The sequence below is a fragment of the Streptomyces sp. NPDC006197 genome (assembly GCF_040613865.1).
In the GTDB taxonomy this organism is placed as follows: Bacteria; Actinomycetota; Actinomycetes; order Streptomycetales; family Streptomycetaceae; genus Streptomyces.
In genome coordinates this window covers 32,911-46,674 of record NZ_JBEXSZ010000054.1, presented here as the reverse complement: position 1 = coordinate 46,674, position 13,764 = coordinate 32,911, and the positions used below count along the sequence as shown (strand labels likewise).

Genomic DNA, 13,764 nt, shown 5'->3' with positions numbered 1-13,764 from the left:
CCAGGTCGACGTCCGCGACGGACAGGACGAGGTCGCCGGTGAGCACCGCTCCCCCGTTCAGGAGCCGGTCCAGGAGATCGATCAGGGCGACGGGCCGGCCCGGGTGGGCGCCTCGGCCGGCACTGACGGCCCGGGCCCCGGCCGCGTCCGGCGGTCGGAGGCCGCCGCAGCGTGCCGATGCCCGGGAGGCCCCTCGGGGCCGAGCGGTGCGAGGGGCGCGTCGGGAGTGGGGCTCAACCAGGCGCTGGACCCGGTGGTGACGGCTCTGACGGGCGTCTCGGCCAAGCGCTGACGGCCCGGGCGGGCGCCTCGGCCGGCGCTGACGGCCCGGGCCCCGGCCGCGTCGGGGAGGGGGTGGGCGCCTCGGCCAAGCGCCGAAGGGCGTCCGCGTCAACGGGCGGGGGCGCCGGGGCGCGCCTACATTGGTGCTGACATCCCTCCACGTCCGGAGTCAGCCATGTCCGTCACCGCGCCGCCCGATGAGGAGCTCGACGTCCTGCGTCGGCAGGACCCCGAGGTCGCCGACGTGCTGCTCGGCGAGGCGCGGCGGCAGGCCGACAGTCTGCAGCTGATCGCGGCCGAGAACTTCACCTCGCCCGCCGTCCTCGCCGCCCTCGGCTCCCCGCTCGCCAACAAGTACGCCGAGGGCTACCCCGGCGCCCGGCACCACGGCGGCTGCGAGTACGCCGACGCGGTCGAGCGGATCGCCGTCGAGCGGGCCATGGCGCTCTTCGGAGCGGACCACGCGAACGTGCAGTCCCACTCCGGCTCCTCGGCCGTCCTGGCGGCGTACGCGGCCCTTCTCAGGCCCGGTGACACGGTCCTGGCCATGGGGCTCGGCCACGGCGGGCACCTCACGCACGGGTCGCCCGCCAATTTCTCCGGACGGTGGTTCGACTTCGTGCCCTACGGCGTCGACGCCGAGACCGGGCTCGTCGACTACGAGCAGGTCGCCGCGCTCGCCCGCCACCACCGGCCCAAGGCGATCGTCTGCGGCTCCATCTCGTACCCCCGTCACCTCGACTACGCGGTCTTCCGCGAGATCGCCGACGACGTCGGGGCGTATCTGATCGCCGACGCCGCCCATCCCATCGGCCTGGTCGCCGGGGGAGCGGCCCCCAATCCCGTCCCGTACGCCGACGTGGTCTGCGCGACCACCCACAAGGTGCTGCGCGGGCCGCGCGGCGGAATGATCCTGTGCGGCGAGGAGCTCGCGGGCCGGGTCGACCGGGCGGTGTTCCCGTTCACGCAGGGCGGCGCGCAGATGCACACGATCGCGGCCAAGGCGGTGGCCTTCGGAGAGGCGTCCACGCCGGCGTTCACGGCGTACGTCCATCAGGTGGTCGAACACGCGAAGGTCCTCGCGACCGCGCTCGCCGCCGAGGGCTTCGCGGTGACCACCGGCGGGACGGACACGCATCTCATCACCGCCGATCCCGCGCCGCTCGGCGTCGAGGGCCGCACCGCCCGCGCCCGCCTCGCCGCCGCCGGCATGGTGCTCGACACCTGTGCCCTGCCGCACGGGGAGGGCCGCGGGATCCGCCTCGGCACCGCGGCCGTCACCACGCAGGGGATGGGCACACCGGAGATGGCAAGAATTGCCGCGCTGTTCACCGTCGCGTTGCGGGACGACCCCGGGGAAACGGCCCGGGTACGCGCGGAGGTACGGGAGCTGACCTCCCGATTTCCCCCGTATGGGCGCTGACGGGAGCCCGAGCGCAACCGTTCGGACGGCCCCGGTGTCTCAAACCACATGGACGGCACGGCTAGGGTGTGGGGCTGAGATGGCCAGCGATTCCTGTGGGGCAGCCCGTGCGTGATTACCTGCTGACGCTCTGTGTCACGGCCGCGGTGACCTATCTGCTCACCGGTCCGGTGCGGAAGTTCGCCATCGCGACCGGGGCGATGCCGGAGATCCGCGCCCGCGACGTGCACCGAGAACCGACTCCGCGGCTCGGTGGCATCGCCATGTTCTTCGGGCTGTGCGCGGGACTGCTCGTCGCCGACCACCTGCAGAACCTGAACAGCGTCTTCGAGCAGTCCAACGAGCCCCGCGCGCTGCTCTCCGGCGCCGCCCTGATCTGGCTGATCGGCGTCCTCGACGACAAGTTCGAGCTGGACGCGCTCATCAAGCTGGGCGCGCAGATGATCTCGGCGGGCGTGATGGTCGCGCAGGGTCTGACGATCCTGTGGCTGCCGATCCCCGGTGTCGGCACGGTCGCCCTCACCCCCTGGCAGGGCACGCTCCTCACGGTCGCCCTGGTGGTCCTCACCATCAACGCCGTGAACTTCGTCGACGGCCTCGACGGCCTCGCCGCCGGCATGGTCTGCATCGCCGCCGCGGCCTTCTTCCTGTACGCGTACCGCCTCTGGTACGGCTACACGATCGAGGCGGCCGCCCCCGCGACCCTCTTCGCCGCCATCCTCATGGGCATGTGCCTGGGCTTCCTGCCGCACAACATGCACCCGGCGCGCATCTTCATGGGCGACTCCGGCTCGATGCTGATCGGCCTGATCCTCGCGGCCTCCGCCATCTCGATCACCGGCCAGGTCGACCCCGACGTGCTGCGGCTCTTCGAGGGCTCGACCCGTGAGGCCACCCACGCCGCCCTGCCGGTCTTCATCCCGCTGGTGCTGCCGCTGACCATCATCGCGATCCCGATGGCGGACCTGGTCCTCGCGATCGTGCGCCGCACGTGGAAGGGGCAGTCGCCGTTCGCGGCCGACCGCGGCCACCTGCACCACCGGCTCCTGGAGATCGGGCACTCGCACAGCCGGGCGGTGCTGATCATGTACTTCTGGTCGGCGCTCATCGCCTTCGGCACGCTGGCCTACTCGGTCCACTCGACCTCGATGTGGATCGTCCTCGGCGTCGTCGCGCTGAGCGCGATCGGCCTGGTGCTGCTCCTGCTGCCGCGCTTCACGCCGCGCGCCCCGCGCTGGGCCCAGTCCGTGGTGCCGCCGCGCTACCGGCGCCGCAAGCCGGCCGCCGTGACGACGGAGTCCCTCGGCCCCGTCGACCCCGCCGGGTCCGCCGAGGGGGAGCGGGAGCCCGTGCCCGCCGGGGTCAACGGAGCGACCGCCCTCGGTCACCGTTCGCGCTTCACCGACAGAAGTAAGGCCGGGGCGCGCGGTTGACGAAAGCCCCAGTCGGGGCCAATACCAGACAAGGTGCCCTACTGTCGCGCACACACGCGCGGAGTAACTCTCATGTGTGACCACTGGCACACCTTCTGGGTAAAGACCTATTCAAATAGTTTGTGATACGGTTCACGAGACCCGGCGACAGTGCCGAAAGACCGTAGTGCGACGGTCTGTTGGCCCCGAGACCCACCTCGGACCGGGCTTACGCTCGTCCCTGACGACACCATCGCCCCCTCCAGAGCAAGCGGAGACACCGCCATGCCGTCGAACGACGCACGCATCCTTCTGCACGCCGCCGTACCCGCCGCGGCCGTCGGCGCCATCGCCACGGTCGTCGCCGGGGTGGTCGCCGGCGGCAAGGGTGCGATCGGTGCCGTCGTCGGCACCCTGGTGGTCCTTCTCTTCATGGGCATCGGGCTGGTGGTCCTGCAGCGGACGGCGAAGAAGTTCCCGCAACTTTTCCAGGCCATGGGGCTGATGCTCTACGCGGCCCAGCTTCTGTTGCTCTTCATCTTCCTGGCCTTGCTCAAGAACACCACGCTGTTCGACTTCAAGGCCTTCGCATTCACGCTTCTCGCGACGACCGTCGTGTGGGTCGCCGCACAGGCCCGGGCCTACATGAAGGCCAAGATCACGTACATCGACCCCGGAAACACGGGGTCCGGGTCGTGATGGGTAGGGCCGGGATAAAGCCGCGTTCGGCTTCCTGCTATCGTCCGGTGCCAACTGCGGCACTGCGGGCGCGGGCATCCGAGACGCCTGTCCCAGCGCGAGGCTCGATGCCGAACCGCCGCCCCCTTATCCGTAAGACCAGTCCAGTGCCGACCCGCGGCTGCGCGCCGCGCCGACACAACGAGGTTGCCGTACCTATGCGCCACGCTGAAGGAGCCCGCGGTGAGTGCTGACCAGACGCTTGCCTTCGACCCGGATTGCCACATCTTCAGTGGATGTGGCTTCCCGGCGCCGGGCCTGCACACGTTCATGTACGAGCCGATCGCCACGTGGGGAAGCTTCGAGTTCACGAAGCCCATGCTGCTCGCGATCCTGGGCTCGCTCGTGGTCGTCGGGTTCTTCTGGGCCGCCTTCAACAAGCCCAAGCTGATCCCCGGCAAGATGCAGATGGTCGGCGAGGCCGGTTACGACTTCGTGCGCCGCGGCATCGTCTACGAGATCATCGGCAAGAAGGACGGCGAGAAGTACGTCCCCTTCATGGTGTCGCTGTTCTTCTTCGTCTGGATCATGAACCTCTGGTCGATCATTCCGCTCGCCCAGTTCCCGGTCACCTCGCTGATCGCCTTCCCGGCGGCCCTCGCACTGATCGTCTACGTCATGTGGGTCTCGCTGACGTTCAAGAAGCACGGCTTCGCCGGCGGCTGGAAGAACATCCTCGGGTACGACAAGTCCCTGGGTGCGATCCTCCCGCTCATCATGCTGCTCGAGTTCTTCTCGAACCTTCTGATCCGGCCCTTCACGCACGCGGTGCGACTGTTCGCGAACATGTTCGCCGGTCACCTGCTGATCGTGATGTTCTCGCTGGCCACCTGGTACCTCATGAACGGCCTGGGCTTCGTCTACGCCGGCGCCTCGTTCGTGATGGTCCTGATCATGACTGCCTTCGAGCTCTTCATCCAGGCCGTCCAGGCGTACGTCTTCGTCCTCCTGGCCTGCAGCTACGTCCAGGGCGCGCTCTCCGAGCACCACTGAGCCGGCCCGGCAGCAGCACCACACCCCAAACCAACAGTCGTCCGGTGGCCAACCCCCACCGGGTCCTTGAAAGAGAAGGAAGAACCGGCATGTCCGCTCTCGAGACTCTCGCCGCCGTCAACGGAAACGTCGCGTCCATCGGCTACGGCCTCGCGGCCATCGGCCCCGGCGTCGGCGTCGGCATCATCTTCGGTAACGGCACCCAGGCCCTCGCCCGTCAGCCCGAGGCGGCCGGCCTGATCCGTACCAACCAGATCATGGGTTTCGCCTTCTGTGAGGCGCTCGCCCTCATCGGCATCGTCATGGGCTTCGTCTACAAGTAAGCCGGACCGACTGCCCGATTCTTTTTACGGAAGGCACTGATGTGAACGCTCTGCTTCTTGCGGAAGCGGCGGAGGAGCAGCCTCCGCTTATCCCGCATCTCGATGAGCTCGTCATCGGCCTGATCGCCTTCGTCATCGTCTTCGGCTTCCTCGCCAAGAAGCTCCTCCCGAACATCAACAAGGTTCTGGTCGAGCGTCGCGAGGCCATCGAGGGTGGCATCGAGAAGGCCGAGTCGGCCCAGATCGAGGCTCAGAGTGTGCTGGAGCAGTACAAGGCCCAGCTCGCCGAGGCCCGCCACGAGGCCGCGCGTCTTCGCCAGGAGGCGACGGAGCAGGGCACCGCGATCATCCAGGAGATGAAGGCGGAAGGCCAGCGCCAGCGCGAGGAGATCATCGCCGCCGGCCACGCGCAGATCGAGGCCGACCGCAAGGCCGCGTCCGCGTCGCTGCGCCAGGACGTGGGCAAGCTCGCCACCGACCTGGCCGGCAAGCTGGTCGGCGAGTCCCTCGAGGACGCCGCCCGCCAGAGCCGCACCATCGACCGCTTCCTCGACGAGCTCGAGGAGAAGGCCGAGGCTGTCCGATGAACGGAGCGAGCCGCGAGGCACTGTCCGCCGCCCGTGAGTCCCTCGACGCGCTGACCGACAACACCCCGGTCGACGCGAAGAAGCTCGCGGACGAGCTGGCCGCCGTCACCGTGCTGCTCGACCGCGAGGTGTCGCTGCGCCGGGTCCTGACCGACCCTGCCCAGTCGGGTGAGGCCAAGGCCGAGCTCGCGCAGCGACTCCTGCGTGGACAGGTGGGCGGCGAGACCGTCGACCTGGTCTCCGGCATGGTGCGTTCCCGCTGGTCGCGCTCGCGTGACCTGGTCGACGCGACCGAGGAGCTGGCGAACACCGCCGACCTCACCGCGGCGCAGAAGGCGGGCGCCCTCGACGACGTCGAGGACGAGCTGTTCCGGTTCGGCCGGATCGTGTCCTCCAGCACCGAGCTGCGCTCGGCGCTGACGGACAAGGCCGCCACGGCCACCGCGAAGGGCACGCTGCTGCGTGACCTGCTCGGCGGCAAGGCCCACGCGACCACCGAGCGTCTGGTCGTCCGTCTGGTGACCCAGCCCCGGGGACGTAGCCTGGAAGCGGGACTCGAGTCCCTGTCCAAGCTCGCCGCGGCGCGCCGGGACCGGATGGTCGCCGTCGTCACCTCGGCGGTGCCGCTGTCGGACCGGCAGAAGCAGCGCCTCGGTGCCGTACTGGCGAAGCTGTACGGCCGCGAGATGCACCTGAACCTGGACGTGGACCCCGCGGTCCTCGGCGGGATCACGGTGCGCGTCGGTGACGAGATCATCGACGGCTCCATCGCGGAGCGCCTCGGCGAGGCGACCCGTCGACTCGCCGGCTGACGGCAGCGACCACAGCAGCACAAGGCAGCACAGCAACACAGCATCACCAGCGGCCCGGTTGGGCCGTGCAGAGATTGCAGAAGATTCCTGGGGGTCGGCCCCCAGACCCCTTAAGAAACTTCGGGCCCAACAAGGAGAGCAGGGAACCCAGATGGCGGAGCTCACGATCCGGCCGGAGGAGATCCGGGACGCACTGGAGAACTTCGTCCAGTCGTACCAGCCGGACGCGGCCTCGCGCGAGGAGGTCGGCACGGTCAGCCTGGCCGGTGACGGTATCGCGAAGGTCGAGGGTCTTCCCTCGGCCATGGCGAACGAGCTGCTGAAGTTCGAGGACGGCACCCTCGGCCTCGCCCTCAACCTCGAGGAGCGCGAGATCGGTGCCATCGTCCTCGGCGAGTTCAGCGGCATCGAGGAGGGTCAGTCGGTGCAGCGCACCGGCGAGGTCCTCTCCGTAGGTGTCGGTGAGGGCTACCTGGGTCGCGTCGTCGACCCGCTCGGTAACCCGATCGACGGTCTCGGCGAGATCGCGACCGAGGGCCGCCGCGCCCTCGAGCTGCAGGCCCCGGGCGTTATGGCCCGTAAGTCGGTGCACGAGCCGATGGAGACCGGCTACAAGGCCGTCGACGCCATGACGCCGGTCGGCCGTGGTCAGCGTCAGCTGATCATCGGTGACCGTCAGACCGGCAAGACCGCGCTCTGTGTCGACACCATCATCAACCAGCGCGACAACTGGCGCTCGGGCGACGTGAACAAGCAGGTCCGCTGCATCTACGTCGCCATCGGCCAGAAGGGCTCGACCATCGCGTCCGTTCGCGGCGCCCTGGAAGAGGCCGGCGCGCTCGAGTACACGACGATCGTCGCCGCCCCGGCGTCCGACCCGGCCGGCTTCAAGTACCTGGCGCCGTACACCGGTTCCGCCATCGGTCAGCACTGGATGTACCAGGGCAAGCACGTCCTGATCGTCTTCGACGACCTGTCGAAGCAGGCCGACGCCTACCGCGCCGTGTCGCTGCTGCTGCGCCGCCCGCCGGGCCGTGAGGCCTACCCGGGTGACGTCTTCTACCTGCACTCCCGTCTCCTCGAGCGCTGCGCGAAGCTCTCGGACGAGCTGGGTGCCGGTTCGATGACCGGTCTGCCGATCGTCGAGACGAAGGCCAACGACGTCTCCGCGTTCATCCCGACCAACGTCATCTCCATCACCGACGGCCAGTGCTTCCTGGAGTCCGACCTGTTCAACGCCGGCCAGCGTCCGGCCCTGAACGTCGGTATCTCGGTCTCCCGAGTCGGTGGCTCCGCCCAGCACAAGGCGATGAAGCAGATCTCCGGTCGCCTCCGTGTCGACCTGGCCCAGTTCCGTGAGCTCGAGGCGTTCGCCGCCTTCGGTTCCGACCTGGACGCCGCGTCGAAGGCGTCGCTGGAGCGCGGTCAGCGCATGGTCGAGCTGCTCAAGCAGGCTCAGTACCAGCCGATGCCGACCGAGAACCAGGTCGTCTCGGTCTGGGCCGGCACCACCGGCAAGATGGACGACGTTCCGGTCGCCGACATCCGTCGCTTCGAGGCCGAGATGCTGGCGTACCTGCGCCAGAACCACTCGGGCCTCATGACCTCCATCCGTGAGGGCGGCAAGATGTCGGACGACACGCTGCAGTCCGTCGCCGACGCCATCGCGGAGTTCAAGAAGCAGTTCGAGACCTCTGACGGCAAGCTGCTCGGCGCAGACGCTCCCGCCGTCAACGTCTCGAAGTGACGACGGAAGGGACCTGACTCATGGGAGCGCAGCTCCGGGTCTACAAGCGTCGCATCAAATCCGTCACCGCGACGAAGAAGATCACCAAGGCGATGGAGATGATCGCCGCCTCGCGTGTCGTCAAGGCGCAGCGCAAGGTGCAGGCGTCGACTCCGTACGCGACCGAGCTCACGCGCGCGGTCACGGCGGTGGCCACGGGTGCGAACGACAAGCACCCGCTGACCACCGAGGCGGAGAACCCGAGCCGTGCCGCGGTCCTGCTCCTCTCGAGCGACCGCGGTCTGGCCGGTGCCTTCAACTCCAACGCCATCAAGGCGGCGGAGCAGCTCATCAGGAAGCTGGAGGGCGAGGGCCGGGCGGTCGACATCTACGTCGTCGGTCGCCGCGGTGTCTCGCACTTCAACTTCCGTGAGCGGAAGCTGACCGACACGTGGACCGGCTTCACGGACGAGCCCACGTACGCGGACGCCAAGAAGATCGCGGCACCGCTGATCGAGGCGATCGAGAAGGACACGGCCGAGGGTGGTGTGGACGAGCTCCACATCGTCTACACCGAGTTCGTCTCGATGATGACCCAGACGGCGATCGAGGCCCGGCTGCTGCCCCTCAGCCTCGACGAGGTGGCGAAGGAGGCCGGCGAGCCGGACACCCTCCGTCCGCTGTACGACTTCGAGCCGTCGGCGGAGGACGTCCTCGACGCCCTTCTGCCGCGCTACGTCGAGAGCCGGATCTACAACGCGCTGCTCCAGTCGGCTGCCTCCAAGCACGCCGCCACGCGCCGCGCGATGAAGTCGGCGACCGACAACGCGGGAGACTTGATCAACAACCTCTCCCGACTTGCCAACGCGGCCCGCCAGGCCGAAATCACCCAGGAAATCAGCGAGATCGTCGGTGGCACCGCAGCCCTGGCCGACGCGACCGCGGGGAGTGACAAGTAATGACGACCACTGTTGAGACGGCCGCCGCCACGGGCCGCGTCGCCCGGGTCATCGGCCCGGTCGTCGACGTGGAGTTCCCCGTCGACGCGATGCCGGAGATCTACAACGCCCTGCACGTCCAGGTCGCCGACCCGGCCGAGGAGGGCGCGCTCAAGACGCTGACCCTCGAGGTCGCGCAGCACCTGGGTGACGGCATCGTCCGCACCATCTCGATGCAGCCCACCGACGGTCTGGTCCGCCAGGCCCCCGTGGTCGACACCGGCGACGGCATCACGGTGCCCGTCGGCGACGTCACCAAGGGTCGCGTGTTCAACACGCTGGGCCAGATCCTGAACGAGCCCGAGGCGGAGGCGGAGGTCGGCGAGCGCTGGTCCATCCACCGCAAGGCCCCGGCGTTCGACCAGCTCGAGTCGAAGACCGAGATGTTCGAGACCGGCCTGAAGGTCGTCGACCTTCTCACCCCGTACGTCAAGGGTGGAAAGATCGGTCTGTTCGGTGGTGCCGGTGTCGGCAAGACCGTTCTGATCCAGGAAATGATCATGCGTGTGGCGAAGCTGCACGAGGGTGTTTCCGTGTTCGCCGGTGTCGGTGAGCGTACGCGTGAGGGCAACGACCTCATCGCGGAGATGGAGGACTCGGGCGTCCTCGACAAGACCGCCCTCGTCTTCGGCCAGATGGACGAGCCCCCGGGCACCCGTCTCCGTGTGGCCCTCGCCGGTCTGACCATGGCGGAGTACTTCCGCGATGTGCAGAAGCAGGACGTGCTGTTCTTCATCGACAACATCTTCCGCTTCACCCAGGCCGGTTCCGAGGTGTCGACCCTGCTCGGCCGCATGCCCTCCGCGGTGGGCTACCAGCCGAACCTGGCCGACGAGATGGGTCTCCTCCAGGAGCGCATCACCTCGACCCGTGGTCACTCGATCACCTCGATGCAGGCGATCTACGTCCCCGCCGACGACCTCACCGACCCGGCGCCGGCGACCACCTTCGCCCACCTCGACGCGACGACGGTTCTCTCCCGTCCGATCTCCGAGAAGGGCATCTACCCGGCCGTGGACCCGCTGGACTCCACGTCCCGGATCCTGGACCCGCGCTACATCGCGCAGGACCACTACGACACCGCCTCGCGGGTCAAGGGCATCCTGCAGAAGTACAAGGACCTCCAGGACATCATCGCGATCCTCGGTATCGACGAGCTGAGCGAGGAGGACAAGCTCGTCGTCCACCGCGCCCGCCGTGTCGAGCGCTTCCTGTCCCAGAACACCCACGCGGCGAAGCAGTTCACCGGTGTGGACGGTTCGGACGTTCCGCTCGACGAGTCGATCGCCGCGTTCAACGCGATCTGCGACGGTGAGTTCGACCACTTCCCGGAGCAGGCGTTCTTCATGTGCGGTGGTCTTGAGGACCTCAAGAACAACGCCAAGGAGCTCGGCGTCTCCTGAGCCCCGTGCTCGCCCGAGGGGGACGGGATCCGTCCCGTCCCCCTCTCCACGCCCCCTAGAATTGACCCCAACACCCGGCACGACCGCCGGGTGGTGACCCGAGGAGCCACCCTTGGCTGCTGAGCTGCACGTCGAGCTGGTCGCCGCGGACCGGAGTGTCTGGTCCGGCGAGGCCACCCTGGTCATCGCGCGTACCACCTCCGGCGACATCGGCGTCATGCCCGGCCACCAGCCGCTGCTCGGTGTGCTGGAGTCGGGCCCGGTGACCATCCGTACGTCGGAGGGCGGCACGATCGTCGCCGCCGTCCACGGCGGATTCATCTCGTTCGCCGACGACAAGCTGTCTCTGCTCGCGGAGATCTGCGAGCTGGCGGACGAGATCGACGCCCAGCGCGCCGAGCGCGCGCTGGAGCGTGCGAAGACGGATTCCGACGCCGCCGCCGAGCGGCGCGCCGAGGTCCGGCTGCGCGCGGTAGCGGTCCGCTGACGGTCCGCGCCGAGCAGGAGTGCCCTCAGCCGCGGCACGGTCCGGAATACTCCGGAGCGTGTCGCGGCTGAGGCGATGCAGATGCAGGTCGTATTCGGTTCTGCCGGCGGTGCCGGCTACGGGACGCAGCGAGGAGGTCGGTGAAGATGTTCCTCGCTCTGCTCGTGTGCGGCCTGGTCGTCGCACTGGTGGTGATCGGGCTCTTCGTCTTCGGCTTGCGCCGCAGACTCATCCAGCGCGCCGGCGGCACCTTCGACTGTTCGCTGCGCTGGGACGTCCCCGACGAGCCGGATCCGACCGGCAAGGGCTGGGTGTACGGCGTCGCCCGCTACAGCGGTGACGAGATCTCCTGGTTCCGTGTCTTCTCGTACGCGCCCCGCCCGCGCCGGGTCCTGGAGCGCTCCTCCATCGTGGCCCTGGAGCGCCGGATGCCGGAGGGCGAGGAGGAGCTCGCGCTGCTCTCCGACGCCGTGATCCAGCCCTGTATGTACGAGGGCGTCCGCCTGGAGCTCGCGATGAGCGAGGACGCCCGGACGGGCTTCATGGCCTGGCTGGAGGCGGCGCCTCCGGGGCAGAGGGTGAACGTCGCGTAAGGCGTGAAGAAGCGGGGGACGGCGTGCTGCGCCGTCCCCCGCTTCGTCGTGGGCCGCCTAGCTCAGGCCGCTGTTGATGGCGCCGACCAGCTCGCCGTTGCCGGTGTCGCCGCTGAACTCCCAGAAGAACGCTCCGCCGAGGCCCTGGTTCTTGGCCCAGCTCATCTTCGAGTTCACGGTGGCGGGGGTGTCGTAGCTCCACCAGTTGGTGCCGCAGTGGGCGTACGCCGTGCCCGCGACGGTGCCGTTGGCCGGGCAGGAGTTCCTGAGGACCTTGTAGTCCTCGATGCCCTGCTCGTACGTGCCCTGCGCCGGGCCGGTCGCCGTGCCGCCGGGGGCGGACTGGGTGACGCCGGTCCAGCCGCGGCCGTAGAAGCCGATGCCGAGGAGGAGCTTGTTGGCGGGGACGCCCTTCGCCTTGAACTTGGCGATCGCCTCGGCGGAGTTGAAGCCCGCCTGCGGGATGCCGGCGTAGGAGGTGAGCGGGGAGTGCGGGGCCGTCGGACCCTTGGCCGCCCAGGCGCCGAAGAAGTCGTACGTCATGACGTTGAACCAGTTCATGTACTGCGCGGCGCCCGCGTAGTCGGCGGCGTCGATCTTGCCGCCCGCGGAGGCGTCGGCGGTGACGGCGGCGGTGACCAGGTTGCCGGCGCCGAACTTGGCGCGCATGGCCTGCATCATGTTCTTGAAGGCGGCCGCGCCGCTGGTGTCGCAGGACAGGCCGCAGGCGTTGGGGTACTCCCAGTCCAGGTCGATGCCGTCGAAGACGTCGGCCCAGCGCGGGTCCTCGACCAGGTCGTAGCAGGACTGGGCGAAGGCGGTCGGGTTCTGCACGGCCTGGCCGAAGCCGCCGGACCAGGTCCAGCCGCCGAAGGACCACAGGACCTTGATGTTCGGGTAGGCCTTCTTCAGCTTGCGGAGCTGGTTGAAGTTGCCGCGCAGCGGCTGGTCCCAGGTGTCGGCGACGCCGTCGACGGACTGGTCGGCGGTGTAGGCCTTGTCGTAGTCGGCGTAGGCGTCGCCGATGGTGCACTTGCCGTTCTGGACGTTGCCGAAGGCGTAGTTGATGTGCGTGATCTTCGACGCGGAGCCGGAGGTCACGATGTTCTTCACGTGGTAGTTGCGCCCGTAGACGCCCCAGTTGGCGAAGTAGCCCATCTTCACGGCGTTCGGGAGGGGCTGGCCGCCGCCTCCGCCGGTGGTGCGGACGGCGACCGGGCCGGCGGCGGGGCCGGTCTGGTCGATGGTGTCGCGGGCGACGACGGTGTACGCGTAGTCGGTGCCCGCGGTGAGGCCGCTGTCGGTGAAGGTGAGGCCGGTGGTGGTGGTCACCTTGGTGCCGTCGCGCAGGACGTCGTAGTTCTTGACGCCCTTGTCGTCGGTGGCCGCGGTCCAGGTGAGCTTCGCCGAGGTGTCGGTGACGTTCGAGGCGACGGGGGTGCCGGGGGCCGAGGGCGGGTTGTCGCCCGGCTGGGTGGTGCCGTCGCAGGGAGCGCCGTTGATCTTGCAGCCGGTGGGCGCGCCGGAGCCGGTGCCGTTGTAGCCGAAGGAGACGGAGGCGCCGGGGGCGAGGGTGCCGTTCCAGCCGACGTTCTTGGCGGTCCAGTGGGTGCCGGAGCTGGTGACGGTGGCGTCCCAGGCGGAGGTGACGGCGGTGCCGGAGGGGTAGTCCCACTCGACGGTCCAGGAGCTGATGGTGGTGGTGCCGGTGTTCTTCACCGTCCACTTGCCCTCGAAGCCGGTGCCCCAGTCCTGGGGCTTGGTGTAGGTCGCGGTGGCCGAGGTGGCGGCTTCGGCGGGGGAGGCGAGGCCGACCATGGCGGCCAGGGGCAGGATCAGGGCGGTCAGTCCGGCGGCGGTCCGGTGTCTGAACCCTGCTCTGCGCGTCGGTGCTTGAGTGCTCAACGGTGCTCCTCAAGTTGCGGACGGACAAGGTGGGGGTGGTCCGAAGGGTGCGCGCGCCCCGCGAGCGTAGGAAGGTCTGGAC

The 13,764-nt window shown here is 68.9% G+C and carries 14 protein-coding genes; 12 read left to right on the top strand and 2 right to left on the bottom strand.

Annotated features, from left to right (window positions below):
* Positions 1-85, bottom strand: an 85-nt coding sequence (gvpJ, locus tag ABZ318_RS18850) for a gas vesicle protein GvpJ (RefSeq protein ID WP_356903584.1), incomplete at its 3' end; no start/stop codon positions are given.
* Between the two features lie 372 nt (positions 86-457).
* Between gvpJ and glyA the strand changes: the two genes are divergently transcribed.
* The 12 genes from glyA to ABZ318_RS18790 all read left to right on the top strand — a co-directional run bounded on the left by glyA (position 458) and on the right by ABZ318_RS18790 (position 11,777).
* Positions 458-1,705 carry a serine hydroxymethyltransferase gene (glyA, locus tag ABZ318_RS18845; RefSeq protein WP_356903582.1) on the top strand — a complete coding sequence of 416 codons (1,248 nt, stop codon included), beginning with the start codon at positions 458-460 and terminating at the stop codon, positions 1,703-1,705.
* A 107-nt stretch (positions 1,706-1,812) separates the two neighbouring features.
* Positions 1,813-3,138 carry an MraY family glycosyltransferase gene (locus tag ABZ318_RS18840; protein ID WP_356903581.1) on the top strand — a complete coding sequence of 442 codons (1,326 nt, stop codon included), beginning with the start codon at positions 1,813-1,815 and terminating at the stop codon, positions 3,136-3,138.
* 264 nt (positions 3,139-3,402) lie between these two features.
* The gene (locus tag ABZ318_RS18835; protein ID WP_356903579.1) at positions 3,403-3,816 is read left to right on the top strand and encodes a hypothetical protein; all 414 of its coding nucleotides are present in this window, start codon (positions 3,403-3,405) and stop codon (positions 3,814-3,816) included.
* A 222-nt stretch (positions 3,817-4,038) separates the two neighbouring features.
* Positions 4,039-4,848 carry a F0F1 ATP synthase subunit A gene (gene atpB / locus ABZ318_RS18830; RefSeq protein WP_356903578.1) on the top strand — a complete coding sequence of 270 codons (810 nt, stop codon included), beginning with the start codon at positions 4,039-4,041 and terminating at the stop codon, positions 4,846-4,848.
* An 89-nt stretch (positions 4,849-4,937) separates the two neighbouring features.
* Positions 4,938-5,171: an ATP synthase F0 subunit C gene (gene atpE, locus ABZ318_RS18825; protein ID WP_010474382.1), complete on the top strand. Its 234-nt coding sequence runs from the start codon at positions 4,938-4,940 to the stop codon at positions 5,169-5,171.
* Between the two features lie 41 nt (positions 5,172-5,212).
* Positions 5,213-5,758, top strand: coding sequence for a F0F1 ATP synthase subunit B (locus tag ABZ318_RS18820; protein ID WP_356903577.1), 546 nt, complete (start codon positions 5,213-5,215; stop codon positions 5,756-5,758).
* Positions 5,755-6,570, top strand: a complete 816-nt coding sequence (locus ABZ318_RS18815) for a F0F1 ATP synthase subunit delta (protein ID WP_356903576.1) — start codon at positions 5,755-5,757, stop codon at positions 6,568-6,570. Before ABZ318_RS18820 ends, ABZ318_RS18815 begins: the two co-directional genes overlap by 4 nt.
* 151 nt (positions 6,571-6,721) lie before the next feature.
* Entirely contained in the window at positions 6,722-8,317 is a 1,596-nt protein-coding gene (gene atpA, locus ABZ318_RS18810) for a F0F1 ATP synthase subunit alpha (RefSeq protein ID WP_356903575.1), read from the top strand.
* A 20-nt stretch (positions 8,318-8,337) separates the two neighbouring features.
* Positions 8,338-9,255, top strand: coding sequence for a F0F1 ATP synthase subunit gamma (locus ABZ318_RS18805; RefSeq protein ID WP_356903574.1), 918 nt, complete (start codon positions 8,338-8,340; stop codon positions 9,253-9,255).
* On the top strand, positions 9,255-10,697 hold the full coding sequence (atpD, locus tag ABZ318_RS18800; RefSeq protein ID WP_356903573.1) for a F0F1 ATP synthase subunit beta: 1,443 nt from the start codon (positions 9,255-9,257) through the stop codon (positions 10,695-10,697). The genes ABZ318_RS18805 and atpD overlap by 1 nt, the downstream gene beginning before the upstream one ends.
* Positions 10,698-10,809: 112 nt before the next feature.
* Positions 10,810-11,184: a F0F1 ATP synthase subunit epsilon gene (locus tag ABZ318_RS18795; protein WP_030688905.1), complete on the top strand. Its 375-nt coding sequence runs from the start codon at positions 10,810-10,812 to the stop codon at positions 11,182-11,184.
* A gap of 146 nt (positions 11,185-11,330) precedes the next feature.
* Positions 11,331-11,777 carry a DUF2550 domain-containing protein gene (locus ABZ318_RS18790; protein ID WP_030688906.1) on the top strand — a complete coding sequence of 149 codons (447 nt, stop codon included), beginning with the start codon at positions 11,331-11,333 and terminating at the stop codon, positions 11,775-11,777.
* Positions 11,778-11,834: 57 nt separating this feature from the next.
* Here the strand turns inward: ABZ318_RS18790 and ABZ318_RS18785 are convergent, their stop codons facing one another.
* Positions 11,835-13,595 carry a glycoside hydrolase family 18 chitinase gene (locus ABZ318_RS18785; RefSeq protein WP_356903583.1) on the bottom strand — a complete coding sequence of 587 codons (1,761 nt, stop codon included), beginning with the start codon at positions 13,593-13,595 and terminating at the stop codon, positions 11,835-11,837.
* Between the last annotated feature and the right edge of the window lie 169 nt (positions 13,596-13,764).

Coding starts and splice junctions, on each gene's coding strand:
- ABZ318_RS18805 (WP_356903574.1), top strand. CDS start 8,338: ATGGGAGCGCAGCTCCGGGTCTACAAGCGTCGCATCAAATCCGTCACC.
- glyA (WP_356903582.1), top strand. CDS start 458: ATGTCCGTCACCGCGCCGCCCGATGAGGAGCTCGACGTCCTGCGTCGG.
- atpE (WP_010474382.1), top strand. CDS start 4,938: ATGTCCGCTCTCGAGACTCTCGCCGCCGTCAACGGAAACGTCGCGTCC.
- atpA (WP_356903575.1), top strand. CDS start 6,722: ATGGCGGAGCTCACGATCCGGCCGGAGGAGATCCGGGACGCACTGGAG.
- atpD (WP_356903573.1), top strand. CDS start 9,255: ATGACGACCACTGTTGAGACGGCCGCCGCCACGGGCCGCGTCGCCCGG.
- ABZ318_RS18815 (WP_356903576.1), top strand. CDS start 5,755: ATGAACGGAGCGAGCCGCGAGGCACTGTCCGCCGCCCGTGAGTCCCTC.
- ABZ318_RS18835 (WP_356903579.1), top strand. CDS start 3,403: ATGCCGTCGAACGACGCACGCATCCTTCTGCACGCCGCCGTACCCGCC.
- ABZ318_RS18790 (WP_030688906.1), top strand. CDS start 11,331: ATGTTCCTCGCTCTGCTCGTGTGCGGCCTGGTCGTCGCACTGGTGGTG.
- ABZ318_RS18785 (WP_356903583.1), bottom strand. CDS start 13,595: ATGGTCGGCCTCGCCTCCCCCGCCGAAGCCGCCACCTCGGCCACCGCG.